The organism is Vogesella sp. EB (assembly GCF_001037925.1).
GTDB classification, from domain to species: Bacteria; Pseudomonadota; Gammaproteobacteria; order Burkholderiales; family Chromobacteriaceae; genus Vogesella; species Vogesella indigofera.
In genome coordinates, this window is sequence record NZ_LFDT01000001.1 from 201,006 (window position 1) to 219,363 (window position 18,358).

15 protein-coding genes are annotated in these 18,358 nt (G+C 62.3%); 2 read left to right on the plus strand and 13 right to left on the minus strand.

Going from position 1 to position 18,358, the window contains the following annotated elements; all coding sequences use genetic code 11:
• Window positions 1-18: 18 nt before the first annotated feature.
• The 4 genes from ACG97_RS00965 to ACG97_RS00980 all read right to left on the minus strand — a co-directional run bounded on the left by ACG97_RS00965 (window position 19) and on the right by ACG97_RS00980 (window position 6,211).
• Window positions 19-1,236: a sugar MFS transporter gene (locus tag ACG97_RS00965; protein WP_047965431.1), complete on the minus strand. Its 1,218-nt coding sequence runs from the start codon at window positions 1,234-1,236 to the stop codon at window positions 19-21.
• A gap of 289 nt (window positions 1,237-1,525) precedes the next feature.
• Window positions 1,526-3,142: a methyl-accepting chemotaxis protein gene (locus tag ACG97_RS00970; protein ID WP_053068013.1), complete on the minus strand. Its 1,617-nt coding sequence runs from the start codon at window positions 3,140-3,142 to the stop codon at window positions 1,526-1,528.
• 316 nt (window positions 3,143-3,458) lie between these two features.
• Window positions 3,459-4,850, minus strand: coding sequence for a NarK family nitrate/nitrite MFS transporter (locus ACG97_RS00975; RefSeq protein ID WP_047965432.1), 1,392 nt, complete (start codon window positions 4,848-4,850; stop codon window positions 3,459-3,461).
• 80 nt (window positions 4,851-4,930) lie between these two features.
• Window positions 4,931-6,211, minus strand: coding sequence for a nitrate/nitrite transporter (locus ACG97_RS00980; RefSeq protein WP_047965433.1), 1,281 nt, complete (start codon window positions 6,209-6,211; stop codon window positions 4,931-4,933).
• Window positions 6,212-6,498: 287 nt separating this feature from the next.
• On the opposite strand from ACG97_RS00980, the gene rnk reads away from it, so the two are divergent.
• Window positions 6,499-6,912 carry a nucleoside diphosphate kinase regulator gene (gene rnk, locus ACG97_RS00985; RefSeq protein ID WP_047965434.1) on the plus strand — a complete coding sequence of 138 codons (414 nt, stop codon included), beginning with the start codon at window positions 6,499-6,501 and terminating at the stop codon, window positions 6,910-6,912.
• Window positions 6,913-6,996: 84 nt separating this feature from the next.
• On the opposite strand, the gene ACG97_RS00990 is transcribed toward rnk, so the two are convergent.
• From ACG97_RS00990 to ACG97_RS01005, 4 genes are all read right to left on the minus strand, one after another.
• A complete protein-coding gene (locus ACG97_RS00990; RefSeq protein ID WP_047965435.1) occupies window positions 6,997-7,605 on the minus strand; it encodes an alpha/beta hydrolase in 609 nt (202 codons plus the stop codon).
• Complete coding sequence (locus ACG97_RS00995; RefSeq protein ID WP_047965436.1) at window positions 7,605-7,913, minus strand: ferredoxin; 309 nt, start codon at window positions 7,911-7,913, stop codon at window positions 7,605-7,607. Before ACG97_RS00995 ends, ACG97_RS00990 begins: the two co-directional genes overlap by 1 nt.
• A 57-nt stretch (window positions 7,914-7,970) precedes the next feature.
• The gene (gene dnaB, locus ACG97_RS01000) at window positions 7,971-9,374 is read right to left on the minus strand and encodes a replicative DNA helicase (protein ID WP_047965437.1); all 1,404 of its coding nucleotides are present in this window, start codon (window positions 9,372-9,374) and stop codon (window positions 7,971-7,973) included.
• A gap of 109 nt (window positions 9,375-9,483) precedes the next feature.
• A complete protein-coding gene (locus ACG97_RS01005) occupies window positions 9,484-10,653 on the minus strand; it encodes an NAD(P)/FAD-dependent oxidoreductase (protein WP_082133595.1) in 1,170 nt (389 codons plus the stop codon).
• 115 nt (window positions 10,654-10,768) lie between these two features.
• Between ACG97_RS01005 and ACG97_RS01010 the strand changes: the two genes are divergently transcribed.
• Window positions 10,769-11,350, plus strand: coding sequence for a superoxide dismutase (locus ACG97_RS01010; RefSeq protein WP_047965438.1), 582 nt, complete (start codon window positions 10,769-10,771; stop codon window positions 11,348-11,350).
• 62 nt (window positions 11,351-11,412) lie between these two features.
• On the opposite strand, the gene ACG97_RS01015 is transcribed toward ACG97_RS01010, so the two are convergent.
• The 5 genes from ACG97_RS01015 to clpP all read right to left on the minus strand — a co-directional run bounded on the left by ACG97_RS01015 (window position 11,413) and on the right by clpP (window position 18,358).
• Window positions 11,413-13,245, minus strand: a complete 1,833-nt coding sequence (locus tag ACG97_RS01015) for a SurA N-terminal domain-containing protein (RefSeq protein WP_047965439.1) — start codon at window positions 13,243-13,245, stop codon at window positions 11,413-11,415.
• A gap of 181 nt (window positions 13,246-13,426) precedes the next feature.
• On the minus strand, window positions 13,427-13,696 hold the full coding sequence (locus ACG97_RS01020) for an HU family DNA-binding protein (RefSeq protein ID WP_017509554.1): 270 nt from the start codon (window positions 13,694-13,696) through the stop codon (window positions 13,427-13,429).
• A 174-nt stretch (window positions 13,697-13,870) separates the two neighbouring features.
• On the minus strand, window positions 13,871-16,288 hold the full coding sequence (gene lon / locus ACG97_RS01025) for an endopeptidase La (protein WP_047965440.1): 2,418 nt from the start codon (window positions 16,286-16,288) through the stop codon (window positions 13,871-13,873).
• Window positions 16,289-16,431: 143 nt separating this feature from the next.
• Window positions 16,432-17,709, minus strand: coding sequence for an ATP-dependent Clp protease ATP-binding subunit ClpX (clpX, locus tag ACG97_RS01030; protein ID WP_047965441.1), 1,278 nt, complete (start codon window positions 17,707-17,709; stop codon window positions 16,432-16,434).
• A 16-nt stretch (window positions 17,710-17,725) separates the two neighbouring features.
• Window positions 17,726-18,358, minus strand: a complete 633-nt coding sequence (clpP, locus tag ACG97_RS01035; protein ID WP_047965442.1) for an ATP-dependent Clp endopeptidase proteolytic subunit ClpP — start codon at window positions 18,356-18,358, stop codon at window positions 17,726-17,728.

The window sequence follows — 18,358 nt, forward strand, 5'->3', positions numbered from 1 at the left end:
AGCGCGGCCAAACCACCATCAGCGCGGTTTGTGACCGGCGATGCCGTAGTAGAAGATGAACAGGTAGCACAGCAGCGGCACCACGAAGGACAGCAGCAGACCGAGGCTGTCCGCCAGCGATGCCTGCAGCAGCGGCATCAGCGCCCCGCCGACAATCGCCATGCACAGCACGCCGGAGCCGGCACTGGTGAAGCGCCCCAGCCCGTTCAGCGCCAGCGAGAAGATGGTCGGGAACATGATCGAGTTGCACAGTCCGACCGCCAGCAGGCTCCACATCGCCAGCTTGCCGCCACACAGCACCGCCACGGCGATCAGCAGCACGCTGAGCAGCGCGTTGCAGGCCAGCACCTTGCTGGCGGCGACGTGGCGCATCACCACGCTGCCCAGGAAGCGGCCAACCATGGCGCAGCCCCAGTACACCGCCAGCAGACGGCCGGCTGCGGCCTGGTTCAGACCGCCGATGTCCGGCTGCTCCATCAGGCTGACCAGGAAGCTGCCGATGCTGACCTCGGCACCGACGTAGACGAAGATCGCCACCGCACCCAGCAGCAGATGGCGGTACTGCCACACGCTGTGGCGCACCACCTCGCCGGCGGCGGCCGCCTGCTGCGGATGCTCGTCCTTGATTGCCGGCAGGCGCAGCAGTGCGAACACCACCGCGATGGCGAACAGCAGGCCGGCCAGCACCAGATACGGCAGTTGCACCGCGCTGGCCTCGGCCACCGCGCCGTCACTGCTGTCGACCAGGATCAGCATCGCACCCAGCAGCGGTGCCACGGTGGTGCCCAGCGCATTGAAGGCCTGGGTCAGGTTGAGGCGGCTGGACGCCGTCTTCGCCGCCCCCAGTCGCGTTACGTAAGGGTTGGCCGCAACCTGCAGCACGGTAATGCCCGCCGCCAGCACAAACAGCGCGCCGAGAAAGGCCGGATACGACAGGCTGGCCGCCGCCGGATAGAACAGCAGGCAGCCGATGCCGGCGGTGCACAGCCCGGCGACAATGCCGCGCTGGTAGCCACAGGCCTGCACCAGCCGCCCAGCCGGCAGCGACACGACGAAATAGGCGGTAAAGAAGCTGAACTGCACCAGTGCCGCCTGCACATAGCTCAGCGCGAACACGCCCTTGAGATGCGGCACCAGGATGTCGTTGAGCGAGGTGATCAGACCCCACATGAAAAACAGGGAAGTCAGCACCGCCAGCGGCTTCCCGTATTGTGGTGTGTGGACATGCTGTGGCATGTGACGAGGGCTCCGTGTGTTGTTATGCATGGGAGCGGTAGTCTAATGACAATGCGGCTTGTACTCGATTACTTTCACCATTCTTACAACAATTAAGCGGCAGCCATTGCGATGGCGGTAATTTTTCCTGTTGATTTTCATGGTCTTGAAAAAATACGGCGTTGCCGACACCACGGCAACGCCCATACACGCCACTCATTAAATGTAAGTTTCATGTAAGAAAATTACCATCATGCCCACGGCGGCGACCACCCTGCCCGCTGCCGGCTCTCGCCCGCAGCGGCCCGGCTCAAGTGGTGTAACAGGCCACGTCGCGACGCATGTTCTGCGCCAGCTCGTGCAGGCGCAGCGCATTGAGCGCGGTGCTTTGCGCCGCGGCGCTGCTCTCCTCGGCGATCTGGGCGATGCCTTCCACCTTCTGCGAGATGCGGCCGCTGGCTTCGCTCTGCTCGTGGATGGCGGCCGCGATATCCGCCACCTGCTGCCCGACCTGCCCGGCCAGGGTGCGCAGCTCGCCGATGGCGACACCGGCCTCGCGCACCCGCGCCACGCCCTGCTCGACGCGGCCAACCACGTCGCCGATCAGGTGCACGGTGGCGGTCGAACCTTCGCGGATGCTGGACACGGTGGCGTGGATCTGCCCGGTGGACGCGGTGGTGCGCTCGGCCAGCTTGCGTACCTCGTCGGCAACCACGGCAAAGCCGCGGCCGGATTCGCCGGCACGGGCGGCCTCGATCGCCGCATTCAGCGCCAGCAGGTTGATCTGGTCGGCAATCTCGCCGATCACGTTGACCACCGAGCCGATCGACTCGCTGCGGCTTTGCAGCTCCTGCACATAGCGCGCGGTGTCGTTCACCGCACTGGCGATGCTCTCGATCTCGGTCACCGTGTCACGGATCATCCGTTCGCTGTGCACCACCTGCTGCCCGGAGGCCGTCGCCAGCCGGTCGGCATCGCGGGTGCGCTCGGCAATGTGGCCGATGCTGATGGTAACCGCCTCCACCGCCGCCGCCATCTCCGTGGCCGACACGCTGGCGTGGTGGGCGCCGCTCTTCACCTGGTCGGACGCCACGCTGAGGTCTTCCGCCGCCACCGTCACCGCGTGCGAGTGATGGCCGATCTGGTGGATGGAGTCGCGCATCTTGCCCAGCAAGTGGTTGAACGCCTTCAGCAGGCCGCCGATCTCGTCATTCTTGTGCACCACCACGCGCTGCGACAGGTCCTGGCGGTCGGAAATGCCGCGCACCGCCAGCACGGCCGACTGCACCGGGCGGTTGATGCTGCGCAGGATCAGCCAGCCACAGCCGAACAGCAACACCATGGACAGCAGCAGCGACACCGCAAACGCCAGCTTGGCGGAGGCCATCTCCGCCTCGGCCTGCGCCCGGTTGTGACGCCCCTCGTCCAGCACGTCGTTGACGATGGCCGTCACCGAGCTGCCCAGCTCGGTGCCCACCTGGCGCCACGGCTCCATCGCCGCCGACAGTTGCGGCGGCGTCATTCCCGGCGTCACCCGCACCGCGTGCACCCGGTCCAGCAGCAGCAGGTATTGCTCGAACAGTGTGTCGAAACGTTGCAGGTTGGCCAGGTCCTCGGGATGACGCAGTTGCGATTTCAGCTGCCGCAGCAGCTGGCGCAGCTTGTGCGAGGTTTCGCGGGTACGCAGCCGCGCCTGCAGCTGGAAGCTGCTGTCCTGCTCGTACACCTGCAGGATGTCGTCGATACGCAGATCCTTGAACGTGCTGCGGATATTCGCCACCAGCCCCAGCCGCGGGATGATGGTTTCATTGACCACGTCCAGCTTGGCATCGGCCGCCCGCAAGGCGTTCAGGCCCACCATGCTGGGCACCAGCGCCGCCAGCAGGGCCAGAACGGTAAAACACAACAACTTCAGTTTGATGGTCATCGTCACACTCCAGAAGAGGGGTCAAGCCGGTTAACGTCGTGGGCATTACGCTTGCTGGATTTCCTGTCATTGCGTGCGGCTGGCCGCCTGTGGGCGGCTCGTATGGTGGTGCGGCAAGGTGTGCGCTATCCCGCCACCATTGCTGATGCGCATGACGTATAGCCGGCGGCACCCTGTGTCAGCCTTGATCCACATCTAGCAATTCGCGATGGCACGCGGTTCGGCGGGATCATCACCGCCGCCGCGGCACAAAAAAAAGCGCCCCGAGGGGCGCCGAAGAAGATTGCAGAAAAAGTCCGCAAACTTGGAGAAGTCGTCAGCAAGGCACTTCCGCGTTCTTGCGGGCGTAGTACCAGCCGTTGATCAGCAGGCAGCTGACGTAGAAGGCGATGAAGGCGTACAGCGCGGCATCGACACCGCCGGTCAGCGCGATTGAGGTACCGTAGCTTTTCGGGATGAAGAAGCCACCGTAAGCACCGATGGCACCGGAGAAGCCCAGTACCGCCGCGGCTTCCTTGGTGGCGTCGGCGACCGCTTTTTTCTGCGCCGCGTCGCCCTTGCCAGCCATGCGCTGGTGCAGGGTCAGGAAGATGGCCGGCACCTGCATGAAGGTGGAGCCGTTACCGATACCGGTCAGCGCGAACAGGCACAGGAACATGGCGAAGAAGCCCTGGAAGTTGCCACCCTCGCCGCCGTGCGGCAGGAAGTTGAGCACGCCGAACACTGCGGCGATCATCAGTGCGAACACCACCTGGGTCACCTTGGCACCGCCCATCTTGTCCGACAGCCAGCCACCAACCGGACGCGCCAGCGCGCCGACCAGCGGGCCGAAGAACACGTACTTGCTCGGGTCCACATCCGGGAACTGGCCTTTCATCAGCAGCGGGAAGCCGGCAGCAAAACCGATGAAGGAACCGAAGGTGCCGATGTACAGCCAGCACATCAGCCAGTTGTGCTTGCGCTTGAAGATCACGGCCTGGTCGGCAAACGAGGCCTTGGCCGAGGCGATGTCGTTCATGCCGAACCATGCGGCCAACGTCGACAGCACGATGAACGGAACCCACACGAAGCCGGCGTTCTGCAGCCACATCTGCTTGGTGGCCTCACCCTTGACCCAGGTCTGTGGCTCGCCGCCGAAGCTGCCGAACAGGCCCATGGTGATCACGATCGGCACCACGAACTGCACCACCGACACGCCGAGGTTGCCCAGGCCGGCGTTCAGCCCCAGCGCGGTCCCCTTCTCTGCCTTCGGGTAGAAGAAGCTGATGTTGGACATCGAGGAGCTGAAGTTGCCGCCGCCGAAGCCGCACAGTAGCGCCAGGATCAGCATGGTCACGTAACTGGTGTTCGGGTCCTGCACCGCGAAGCCGATGCCGATCGCCGGGATCAGCAGGCTGGCGGTGGAGATTGCCGTCCAGCGACGACCACCGAAGATCGGCACCATGAAGGAGTAGAAAATGCGCAGCGTGGCGCCGGACAGCGCCGGCAAGGCCGCCAGCCAGAACAGCTGGTTCTGCGTGTAGCTGAAGCCGATATTCGGCATGTTCAGCACTGCCACGCTCCACACCTGCCAGATGATGAAGGCCAGCGTCAGCGCCGGGATGGACAGCCACAGATTGCGGCGGGCGACGGCTTTGCCGTCTTGCTGCCAGAAGCTGGGGCTTTCCGGCTCCCAGCGGGTCAGAACATGAGACGAACTTTGTGACATTTTGTCATCCTCCCTGAAGGGTGGCCCCTGCCACCCCTTAAAATTCATTACGACACATCACACCCGGTGTCAGCCGGACATCAGCGCTCCGCCATGGTCAGCTTTGCGCTCTTGGCAAACGATGCCTCGGCCGCTTCCTCTTTCTGGCGCACGGCGCGGAAGGAGAAGTGCATCCAGATCAGCGAGACGCAGACGGTGCCGTACAGCAGCATGAAGGAGCTGGAGCGCACCCCGGTCAGATCGACCAGTGCGCCGAACATGATCGGCAACAGGAAGCCACCCAGGCCGCCGGCAAGGCCGACCACGCCGGATACTGCGCCGATGTTGTCGGGGAACTCGTCGGCAATGAACTTGAACACCGAGGCCTTGCCGATTGCCATCGCCACGCCGACGGCGAACAGGATCACCGTGAACATGGTGGTACCGAGGCCGAGGTGGAAGCTTTGCGGACCGTTGATGGTCTGGATCACGAACGCGGTCTGCGGGTAGGACAGGATGAAGAAGGCTACCCAGCACACCCACATCACACCCCAGGTCACCTTGTAGGCGCCGTACTTGTCCGACAGCCAGCCACCGACTGCGCGCAGCACACCGCCGGGCAACGAGAAACAGGCGGCCAGGAAGGCGGCGTGCTTGATATCGAAGCCGTATTCGCCGACGTAGTACTTGGTCATCCACAGCGCCAGCGCGACATAGCCGCCGAACACCACCGAGTAGTACTGGCAGTAGCGCAGCACCGCCGGGTCTTTCATCAACGCCCACTGCTGTGCCAGCGAGGTCTTGCTGGTCACCAGGTGCTTGGGATCGTGGAAGGAGAAGAACCAGAACAGGATGGCGGTAATCAGCATGATCACCGCGTAGACGGTCGGTACCATCTGCCAGCCGGCGGCGGCGATGATGCCGGGCGCGATCAGCTTGGTCAGCGAGGAACCGGCATTACCGGCGCCGAACACGCCCATCGCCATGCCCTGCTGCTCCTTGCGAAACCAGCGCGCCACGTAGGGGGTGCCCACCGAGAACGAGCCGCCGGCGAGACCGACACAGAGGCCGATGGCGAGGAAGTGCCAGTACTTGGTGGCAAACTGCATCGCGTAGATCGGGATCACGCAGGTCAGCATCAGCAGGAACAGGACGATGCGGCCGCCGAAGCGGTCGGTCCAGATGCCCAGCGGCACCCGCACCAGCGAACCGGTCAGCACCGGCGTCGCAGCCAGGATGCCAAACTGGGTTTCCGACAGGCCGAGCTGTTCCTTGATCGGAATGCCCAATACCGCAAACATCATCCAGATCATGAAGCACACGGTAAACGCCACCGTGCTGGAGGCCAGCACAGCGTATTGCTTGTAAGTATTCGAAGCCATGGTGAGCTACCCGCGCGATTAGTACAGCTCACACCTTACGCCACCGCACATGCGGCCAACATTCGCCACAGGGTTAAACCCTACAACGATTAAGGGTTAGCCGTACAAGGCCGTTTGGCGGGGGAAACTAGTTCGAAAGGAGGAGTTGGCCACCTGCGGACAAACGGCGGCCGGCTGTCCGCCATCGCGCGAATCGGCTATGATGCAGACATCGTGATGCCGCCTGCCGCCGCATCACGTTTTGCATTGTGCGGGAGCCTCCCGCCAGACCCATTGAAGGAGCGACCATGAGCAGCCTGCCGGCGATCACCCTGTCCAGCCTGGACCACTTGCGTCTGACCAACCTGATCGAACGGGTTTCGGTCAAGGATTTCCCGGGGGTGACCGCACTGGAAGCAGAGCTCGACCGCGCCGAGGTGGTCGAACCTCGGGACATGCCAGCCGATGTGATCAGCATGAACAGCCGCGCCCGCATCCGCCTGCACAACAGCGGCGAGGCGCGCGAGATCACGCTGTGCTATCCGGCCGACGCCGATGCCGACAACGGCCGCATTTCCATCCTGGCGCCGATCGGCAGCGCACTGCTGGGGCTGGCCGTCGGCCAGCAGATCGACTGGCCGCTGCCGGACGGCAGCCACACCCGCATCGAGGTGCTGGCGGTCAGCTACCAGCCGGAAGCCGACGGCGACTACCTGCGCTGACATCGACGCAGGCGAAAAACAAAAACGTTGGCCGCAATCGCGAGATTGCGGCCAACGTTTTGTCTTGCGGCACAGCGCCAGCGCTTACCAGCAGCGCTTGATCAGCCCCGCCAGCTGCACCAGCCGGCCGTGGAAGAAGTGACCGGCCTCCGGCAGCACGATCACCGGCAGATGTTGCGGCCGCGCCCATACCATCACGTTTTCCAGCGGTACCACCTCGTCCGCCTCGCCGTGGATCACCAGCGTATCGGCCGGCACCTCCGGCGTCGGAATCTCGTACTTGCCCACCGCCGGCCCCATCAGCAGCAGCTTGTCGGCGTCGATACGGGCACGGGTGCGTGCCGCGACGAAGCCGCCGAAGGAGAAGCCGGCCAGTGCCAGCGGCAGCGTGCCGTGCTGCTGCCGTGCGTAATCGACCACCGCGATCACGTCGTCGACCTCGCCGATGCCGTGATCGTGGTTGCCGCCACTGCTGCCGACGCCGCGCAGGTTGGGCAGGTAGCAGGTATAGCCCAGCTGCGACAGCGCCTTGGCCGCGGTCTGGATCACCTTGTTGGTATTGGTGCCGCCCTGCGTCGGATTGGGGTGGCACACCACGGCGATACCGGTCTGCTCGCCCGCCGCGGGGATGACGATGGTTTCGAGCGCGCCGACCGGGCCGGCGATGTCGATCTTCTGCATCGCTTTCAGCATCAGATTTTCAGCCTTTCCACGATACGGCCATGGACCATGTGCTCTTCGACGATCTCGTCGATGTCGGCCTTGTCGATGAAGGTGTACCAGGTCTCCTGCGGGTACACCACCAGCACCGGGCCTTCGTCGCAGCGGCCGAGACAGCCGGCCTTGTTGACGCGGATCTGGCCGCTGCCGTTGAGGCCGCGCGCCTTGATCTGGTCTTTCATATAGCCCAGCAGCTCGCTGGAGCCGAAGTTGTTGCAGCACATTTCGCCTTCGGCGCGCTGGTTACAGCAGACAAAAACATGTTTGTCGAAAAAGCTCATCGGGATTCCCTGTCTAGACCTGCGGCCAACCCTGCAAGGTTGGCCGCAACAAATTGCTTAACCGTCGGCGTCGGCCCAGCCGGTGACGCCGTGTATCGCCGCGTTGTCGAATTTGGCGTGCATGCCCAGCCACGCCAGCCGCACCTTGCCGGTGGGGCCGTTACGGTGCTTGCCGATAATGGCTTCCGCCAGACCCTTGTCCGGCGAATCGGGGTTGTAGTACTCGTCGCGGTACATGAAGATGATGATGTCGGCGTCCTGCTCGATGGCGCCGGATTCGCGCAAGTCGGACATCATTGGCCGCTTGTCGGTACGCTGTTCCACGCTACGCGACAGCTGCGACAGCGCGATCACCGGCACCTGCAGCTCCTTGGCCAGGCCCTTCAGGCCACGCGAGATCTCGCCCAGCTCGGAGGCGCGGTTGTCGCTGCGGCCGGAGCCCGACATCAGCTGCATGTAGTCGATCACGATCAGGCCGAGCTTGCCGCCGTGCTGGCGCGCCAGTCGCCGTGCCCGGGCGCGCAGCTCCAGCGCGGTCAGCGCCGGGGTTTCGTCGATGTACATCGGCGCATCGGACAGCTTGCCGATGGCGTAGGTCAGCTTCTGCCAGTCCTCGTCACCGAGCTTGCCGGTACGCAGGATGTGCTGGTCCAGCCGACCGACCGAACCCAGCATCCGCATCACCAGCTGGGTGCCACCCATTTCCATCGAGAACACCGCCACCGGCAGGCCGGCCTCGATCGCCACGTGCTCGGCAATGTTCATCGAGAATGCGGTCTTGCCCATCGACGGACGGCCGGCGACGATCACGAGGTCCCCCGGCTGCAGGCCGGAGGTCTTGGCGTCGAGATCGGTAAAGCCGGTCGGCACGCCGGTGACCTCGTCCGGATTGTCGCGGCTGTAGAGCATGTCGATGCGCTCGACCACTTCTTTCAGCAGCGCCGGCATTTCCAGGAAGCCCTGCTTGGACTTGGCGGTGGATTCGGCGATCTGGAACACCTTGCCCTCGGCCTCATCCAGCAGCTGCGCCGCGTCGCGGCCCAGCGGGTTGTAGGCCGATTCGGCGATCTCGGTGCCGACCAGCGCCAGCGAGCGCATCACCGAGCGCTCGCGCACGATCTCGGCGTAGCGGCGGATGTTGGCCGCCGACGGCGTGTTCTGCGCCAGCATCGCGAGGTAAGCCAGGCCGCCGACGCTGCCCAGCTCGGCATTCTTGTCCAGGCTTTCGGAGACGGTCACCACGTCCGCCGGACGCGCGATGTCGACCAGTCTGGCGATGTGCTTGAAGATCACGCGGTGATCGTGGCGGTAGAAATCGGCCTCGGTCAGCAGGTCGGCAATCTTTTCCCAGGCGCTGTTGTCCAGCAGCAGGCCGCCGAGTACCGATTGCTCGGCCTCGATCGAGTGTGGCGGCGTGCGGATGGCCGCCACCGAGGAGTCGTTGAAATCGTAATCGCTCATAAAGCTTGGGGTATCCGGTGATGCCATTTAGCCGTGGCACGGCCGACCACGGGTGCGCGCGGGCGCACACCACAAGGTTGGCCGCAGCCAGGCAGGAGAGAGCGTGATTCTAACAGTTTTTGCCGGCGACAAAGCCGGAAGACCACGCCCACTGGAAGTTATAACCGCCCAGCCAGCCAGTGATGTCGACCACCTCGCCGATGAAGAACAGCCCCGGCACCTCATTCGCCATCATCGTCTTCGACGATAGCGCCTTGGTGGACACCCCGCCGCGGGTGACCTCGGCCTTCTTGTAGCCCTGGGTACCGTTGGGCAGCACGCGCCAGTTGTGCAGCGTTTCCGCCAGCTGGCGGCGCTTTTTCGGCGCCAGATCCTTGCCGCGCACATTGGCGCCCTGCCCGTCCAGCCACGCCTCGGCAAAACGCTTCGGCCAGCCCAGCTCGCCCATGGCGTTGGCCAGCAGCTGCTCGCTGCCGGCGCGTTCTTCCAGCCACGCCTCGGCATCCAGATCCGGCAGCAAGTCGATGACGATCTCCTGCCCCGGCTGCCAGTAGCTGGAAATCTGCAGGATGGCCGGCCCGGACAGGCCCTTGTGGGTGAACAGCACGTTTTCGCGGAAGCGCACCTTGCCGATGCGCACCTCGGTATCCAGCGATACCCCGGCCAGCGGCGCAAAGCGGGCCGCATCCTCGACGTGGAAGGTCAGCGGCACCAGCGCCGGATCGAGCTTTGTTACCGGCAGGCCGAACTGCTCGGCGATCTGGTAGCCGAAGGCGGTGGCCCCGATCTGCGGGATCGACAGCCCGCCGGTGGCGATCACCAGCGATTCGCAACTGAAGCTGCCGGCGCAGGTTGCAAGCTGGAACGCCTCGTTGCAGCCAACCTGGTGCACGGTCACGCCCATGCGGCGATCCACGCCCACCGCACGGCACTCGGCATCGAGCATGTCAATCAGTTGCTGGCTACTGTCGTCGCAGAACAGCTGTCCCAGCTTTTTCTCGTGATAGGCGATACCGTGGCGCTCCATCAGCGCGATGAAGTGCTGCGGCGTGTACTGCGCCAGTGCCGAGCGGCAGAAATTCGGATTCTCCGACACATAGCAGTCATGACGGGCGTGCACATTGGTGAAGTTGCTGCGCCCGCCACCGGAAATGCGGATCTTCTCCGCCAGCTTGGCGGCGTGATCCAGCAGCAGCACGCGGCGGCCGCGCTGGCCGGCGGTGGCAGCACACATCATGCCGGCGGCGCCGGCGCCGATCACAATTACGTCGAAATGCACAAAGCGAACCTTTAGTGTAGTGATTTAGTCAAGAATTGGCGCATTCGCACAATTACAGTAAACTTCATTGGTCGAACAGCGCATGCTGTTTTACTTTTTAACTCTGGAGAGCACGATGGAACACAAACTGCCCGAACTGCCGTACGCGCTGGACGCCCTGGCACCGATCATTTCCAAGGAAACCCTGGAATTCCACTACGGCAAGCATCACCAGACCTACATCACCAACCTGAACAACCTGATCAAGGGTACCGAGTTCGAGAACGCCTCGCTGGAAGAAATCGTCAAGAAATCCTCCAGTGGCATCTTCAACAACGCTGCTCAGGTGTGGAACCACACTTTCTACTGGTTCGGTCTGGCACCGAACGCCGGTGGCGAACCGACCGGCGCGCTGGCTGACGCCATCAACGCCAAGTGGGGTTCGTTCGACGAATTCAAGAAAGCCTTTGCTGCCTGTGCCGTTGGCACCTTCGGCTCCGGCTGGGCCTGGCTGGTGAAAAACACCGACGGCAGCCTGGATCTGGTGTCCACCAGCAACGCCGCTACCCCGCTGACCACCGACAAGCAGCCACTGTTGACTTGCGACGTGTGGGAGCACGCTTACTACATCGACTACCGCAACAGCCGTCCGAACTACCTGGAAGGCTTCTGGAAGCTGGTGAACTGGGACTTCGTGGCGAAAAACTTCGCTGCCTGATCCCTGCCCTGAGGGAAAAACCAGAAAAGGCCCCTTGCGGGGCCTTTTTGCTTGCTGCCGGTTTACTGATCCGCCGGCTGCTGGCTGATCATCACCTTGTCGCGATTGCGCAGCTCGTCCAGGTAGGAGATCAGCACCGTATTGGCCGACATCTCGCCCAGCACGCCCTTCAGCTGCGCCAGTTCCGGCGCCGAAGCGGTCGGTGCCTTGTCGACGCTGTCGATGCGATAGATCACGTAGTCACCGTTGTCGCGGCGGGCACCGGCAAACGCAGGCAGCTTGCCAACGTTGGCCGCAAACACCGCGCGCAGCTCCGGTACGGCCATGCCGTTGGCGGCACGACGCGACACCTTGCGCAACGCGCCCCAGCTCTGGCCATCCAGCCCCTTGCCGGCCTTGAAGTCGGCCACCAGTTGCAGGCCGCGCTTCTCGGCACGGTTGGCCGCCTCACGCGCGGTCAGCTCGGCGCGCACTTGCGCCTGCACCTCGGCCAGCGGCTTCTGGCGCTGTGGCTGATACTGCTTCACGCGCAGTACCACCGCATTGCTGGCCGACAGTTCCACCGGTTCGCTGTTGTGCTTCTTCTTCAGCACATCGTCACCGTAGACCGCTTCCAGCACCTTGGCATTGCCCAGCACCGCGTCACCGGCGATACCGCTGCGGCTCATCGCCGGCCCGGTTTTCACTGTCAGCTTCAGTTGCTCGGCCAGCCCCTGCAGCGAGTCCGGCTGCTGGTAGGCAAGATCACCCATCTTCTCCAGCTGCGCACGATAGCTGGCGCCGGCCTTGTCGCGCTTCAGCTTCTCGATCACCGCCGCCTTCTGGCCGGCGAAATCGACCGCCTTCACTTCATCCAGTTTCAGGATGTGGAAGCCGAACTCGGTTTCCACCACGGCACTGATCTGGCCCGGCTGCAGCGCAAAGGCTGCTTCCTCGAATGGCTTGACCATCGCGCCACGGCCGAAGAAGCCGAGGTCACCGCCCTGCTCGGCCGAGCCCGGATCCTGCGAACGGGCCTTGGCCAGCGCGGCAAAGCCGGCCGGATTGGTCTTGAGCTGCTGCAGCAGCGCTTCCGCCTGCGCCTTCACCGCCGCCTTGGCTTCCGGCTTCGCCGCCGCATCCACGGTCAACAGGATATGCGACACGCGGCGCTCTTCGCTGCCGAATTCCGTCTTGTGCTTGTCGAAGTATGCCTGCGCCTCGGCATCGCTGACCATCTGCGTCGCCGCCACCTCATCCAGCGACAGCGACACGTACTCGATCACCGCCGATTCCGGCTCCAGGTAGCGCGTCTTATTGCTGTCGTAGTAGGCCTTGACGGCAGCGTCGTCAATCTTGACGTCGGCGGCAAAACCGGCCGGTGTGATCAGCACTTCGCGCACTTCGCGCGATTCGCCGAACAGCGCACCCATGCGGGCGAGCACGCTGGACGACACGAAATGGGTATTCAGGTACGGCGTGATCTGCGTCTGCAGCATCAGGTCACGGCGGACGTCAGCTTCGAAATCCTCTGCCGAGCGGTAGCGGCTCTTGATGAATTCGGCGTAACGGGCCTGACTGAACTTGCCGTTTTCCTGGAACGTCGGAATGGTGGCAATCGCCTGGCGCAGCTGCTCCACGCTCGGCGTGATGCCGTTGCGCTCAGCCGCAGCAATCAGCAGTTGCTGGCGAATCAGGTTCTCCAGCACCGCCTGGCGGGTCGCGGCGTTGGCCGGCTGGCCTTCCAGCTGGCGCTCGACATCGCGGGCAAAAATCTTGTTGTCGCCGACTTTGGCCAGGAAAGGCTCGTCAACGGCAGCGGTATAGCTACCAACGCCAAAGCCGACAAAGGTCAGCGCTACCGCGCCAAGGATGACTTTGATCGCCGTTTGATTGTTCTGGACAAAATTGAACATGGATTCGGTTTGTTACCAAAAAAACAAGGTGAACGGTTTTGCCGTTCACCTTGTTGTTTGTCTGGCGGAGTCTGCGGCCGGGGCCGCAACACTTGCTGCCTCAAGCCTTCAAGTGCACTCCCCTCACAATACGACAGGACGGGAACCAACCTGTCTCCCGGTTACCCGGGAATGTGCACTCTTACAGCGCGTCTTTCAGTGCCTTGCCGGCACGGAATTTCGGAGACTTGGCAGCAGCGATAGTGATGGTTTCGCCCGTTTTCGGGTTGCGGCCACTACGCTCTGCGCGTTCACCAACATAGAAAGTACCAAAGCCTACAACAGTAACGGTATCGCCAGCCTTCAGCGCGTCAGTTACGGCATCGATCATGCCATCCAGCGCTTTGCCAGCAGCTGCTTTAGAAATGTCTGCTTTGGCGGCAATCGCGTCAATCAGTTCAGACTTGTTCACGTTAAGTCCCCTTTCGTCGTTCTCGGTGTACGTAGTACTGAAATAAACCGCTAGCTTTATAACAAGGCCAAAAACCTTGTGTCAAGCGGCTTCCAGCTGGGGTCAAGCCTGAATCAACCCCTTCTGGAAGCCGATGCTAGCGCGCTTTTCCAGCTAAATCAAAACAAAGCGTCATCAGTGCGTTACAACAGGGGCATTTTGCACATCATCCGCCGCCGGATTTGCAACAGTCGGTGCGGCATCGGCCAGTGGCTCCGGCGCATGCTCCAGCGCCAGCGCCAGCACCTCGTCAAACCACTTCACCGGATGGATTTCCAGCTTGCTCTTGATGTTGGCCGGGATCTCGGCCAGATCCTTGACGTTGTTCTTCGGAATCAGCACGTGCTTGATGCCGCCACGCTGCGCCGCCAGCAGCTTTTCCTTGAGACCGCCGATGGGCAGCACCTCGCCACGCAGGGTGATCTCGCCGGTCATCGCCACGTCGGCACGCACCGGGATACCGGTCAGCACCGAAACCAGCGCGGTGGCCATGGCAGCGCCCGCAGAAGGGCCGTCCTTTGGGGTCGCCCCTTCCGGTACGTGAATGTGCATGTCGTGCTTCTCGTAGAAGTCAGGACGGATGCCCAGTTGCGCGGCACGGCTGCGCACCACGGTCAGCGCCGCGGTAATCGACTCCTGCATCACCTCGCCCAGCTGACCGGTACGGATGATGTTGCCCTTGCCCGGCAACGCCGCCGCCTCGATGGTCAGCAATTCGCCGCCAACCTCGGTCCACGCCAGACCGGTAACCTGGCCGATGCGGTTCTGTTCTTCGGCGACGCCGTATTCGAAGCGCTGCACCCCCAGATACTTGTCAAGGTTCTTCGGCGTGACCGTTACCTTGCTGGTCTTGCCGTCTTTCTTCAGCGACTGCTGGGTCACTACCTTGCGGCAGATCTTGGCAATCTCGCGGTCGAGACTGCGCACCCCGGCCTCGCGGGTGTAGTAACGCACGATGTCACGGATCGCGGCCTCCTGGATCACCAGCTCGCCTTCGGCAACGCCGTTGGCCTTCACCTGCTTGTCGACCAGGTACTTGACGGCGATGCTGACCTTCTCGTCCTCGGTGTAGCCGGAGAGACGGATGATCTCCATGCGATCCAGCAGCGCCGGCGGAATGTTCAGTGAGTTGGCGGTCGCCACGAACATCACGTCGGACAGGTCGAAATCGACCTCGGCGTAATGGTCGACGAAAGCGTGATTCTGTTCCGGATCCAGCACCTCCAGCAGTGCCGACGACGGATCGCCACGGAAATCGGCGCCCATCTTGTCCACTTCATCCAGCAGGAACAGCGGGTTCTTCACGCCGGCCTTGCTCATGTTCTGCAGCACCTTGCCCGGCATCGAGCCGATATAGGTACGACGGTGACCACGAATCTCGGACTCGTCACGCACGCCGCCCAGCGCCATGCGCACGAACTTGCGGTTGGTGGCGCGGGCAATCGACTGCCCCAGCGAGGTCTTGCCTACACCGGGCGGCCCGACCAGGCACAGGATCGGCGCCTTGAGCTTGTCGACACGCTTCTGCACCGCGAGGTATTCCAGGATGCGCTCCTTGACCTTTTCCAGGCCAAAGTGGTCTTCGTCGAGGATGGCTTCGGCGGCATCGATTTCCTTGCTGACCTTGGTTTTCTTTTTCCACGGCAGATCAAGCAGGGTTTCGATGTAGTTGCGCACCACGGTGGCTTCGGCGGACATCGGCGACATCATCTTGAGCTTTTTCAGCTCGGCCATCACCTTGTCCTTGGCCTCTTTCGTCATGCCGGCCAGCTTGATTTTCTTCTCAAGCTCGTCGATCTCGCTGGCTTCGTCGTCTTCGCCCAGCTCTTTCTGGATTGCCTTGACCTGCTCGTTCAGGTAGTACTCGCGCTGGCTCTTTTCCATCTGGCGCTTGACGCGGCCTCGGATGCGCTTCTCCACCTGCAGGATGTCGATCTCGCTTTCCATCAGCCCCAGCAGGTGCTCGATGCGGACCTGGATGTCGAACATCTCCAGGATTTCCTGCTTCTGCTCCAGCTTCAACGGCAGGTGCGCGACGATGGTGTCGGCCAGGCGGCCGGCACGGTCGATGCCATTCAGCGAGGACAGGATCTCGCTCGGGATCTTCTTGTTCAGTTTGACGAACTGCTCGAACTGGGCCAGCAGCGCACGGCGCAGCGCTTCCACTTCGGCGGTGTCGGCGCCGTCCAGAGCAACCGGAGTGATGTCGGCGGTGAAATACTCGTCGGCATCGCCATGCACCAGATCGACCTTGGCACGCTGCCGGCCCTCGACCAGCACCTTGACCGTGCCGTCGGGCAGCTTGAGCATTTGCAGAATGGTCGCCACGGTGCCGATGGCATGCAGATCCTCGGCAGACGGCTCATCCTTGGAGGCCGAGCGCTGGGCTACCAGCAGGATTTGCTTGCCATCATCCATCGCCTTTTCCAGCGCACGGATGGACTTGGCACGCCCGACAAACAGGGGAATGACCATGTGGGGGAAGACAACGACATCGCGCAGCGGCAGCAGTGGCAGCGTGGCTTTATCAGTGAGTTCGGTGGTTTGGGGCATATCACCTAACCTTAACAGGGAGGAATTCAGTTGCAATTACAGATAAGGGCATGTTGACACTTATCAAGCATGCTAATGCAGATCGCTGCACTTTTAAAATAAAAAACCGCCGGTAACGGCGGTTTTCGGGGAGCGCTGAGCAATCAGGCGGACTGTGCCGTCTGGTCGTCAGTGTCCTGATAGATGAACAGCGGCTTGTCGCCCTTCTCGATCACCTTTTCGTCAACCACCACGCGGGTCACGCCATCCAGCGACGGCAGCTCGTACATGGTGTCCAGCAGCGCACGCTCCAGAATCGAACGCAGACCACGGGCGCCGGTCTTGCGGATCAGCGCCTGCTTGGCGATCAGCCGCAGTGCGGAAGGACGCACCTCAAGGTCAACCTTCTCCATCGAGAACAGGCGCTGGTACTGCTTGATCAGCGCATTCTTCGGCTGGGTCAGGATATTGACCAGCGCCTCTTCGTCCAGCTCTTCCAGCGTCGCTACCACCGGCAGACGGCCGATCAGCTCCGGAATCAGGCCGAAACGGATCAGGTCTTCCGGCTCGACATCCTGGAACAGCGCCGACAGCGATTTGCCGCCATCCTTGGAGGTCACTTCGGCACCGAAACCGATACCCCCCTTTTCTGAGCGACGGCGGATGATCTTTTCCAGACCATCGAACGCGCCACCGCAAATGAACAGGATATTGGTGGTATCGACCTGGATGAACTCCTGGTTCGGATGCTTGCGGCCACCCTGCGGCGGCACCGAGGCAACCGTGCCTTCGATCAGTTTCAGCAAGGCCTGCTGCACACCCTCGCCCGATACGTCACGGGTGATGGACGGATTTTCGGACTTGCGCGAAATCTTGTCGATTTCATCCAGATACACGATGCCGCGCTGCGCCTTTTCCGGGTCGTAGTCACACTTCTGCAGCAACTTCTGGATGATGTGCTCGACATCCTCGCCGACATAACCCGCTTCGGTCAGGGTGGTGGCATCGGCAATCACGAACGGTACGTCCAGCAGCCGCGCCAGTGTTTGCGCCAGCAGCGTCTTACCGGAGCCGGTCGGGCCGATCAGCAGGATGTTGCTCTTCGCCAGTTCGACGTCGTCCTTGCTGCTCGCCGTGTACAAACGTTTGTAGTGGTTGTACACCGCAACCGACAGGGTTTTCTTCGCCTGCTCCTGGCCGATGATGTGCTGGTCCAGGCTGGCGCGGATTTCCTGTGGCGTTGGCAACTTGGCCGCCACCTCTTCCGGTGTGGCCGCATCGCCCAGCTTGGCCTCCAGCTCTTCGTGAATGATGTCGGTACACAGGTCGACACATTCATTACAAATGTAGACCTGTGGCCCGGCAATCAGACGCTGCACTTCATGCTGGCTCTTGCCGCAGAAAGAGCAGTAAAGCAGTTTTTCGCTGTTTTTGTCAGCCATTCACACCATTCCCGAATTAGGCAGCCACTTCGGCACGCGAAGTCAGCACTTTGTCGATCAGACCGTAAGCCAGTGCCTGCTCCGCGGACATGAAATTGTCACGCTCGGTGTCGGCCTGGATCTGTTCCAGCGCCTGACCAGTATGCTTGGCCAGCAATTCATTCATCAGCAACTTGGTTTTCACCAGTTCGCGCGCATGAATCTCGATATCGGTCACCTGACCGCTCAGACCGCCGCCGTACAGCAACGGCTGGTGAATCATCACCCGGCTATGCGGCAGCGTGAAACGCTTGCCCTTGGCACCGGCGGACAGCAGGAATGCACCCATGCTGGCGGCCTGGCCAATGCAGAGGGTCGAAATGTCCGGCTTGATGAAGTTCATCGTGTCGTAAATCGACATGCCGGCGGTAATCGACCCACCCGGGGAATTGATGTACAGATAGATGTCCTTGTCCGGGTTCTCCGACTCCAGGAACAGCATCTGTGCCACGACCAGATTGGCCGACTCATCGGTGACAGGCCCGACCAGGAAAATGATACGTTCCTTGAGCAGGCGGGAGAAGATGTCATAGGCACGTTCGCCACGACCGCTCTGCTCCACCACCATGGGCACCAGCCCCAAACCTTGCGGTTCAATCATCGATTTCAT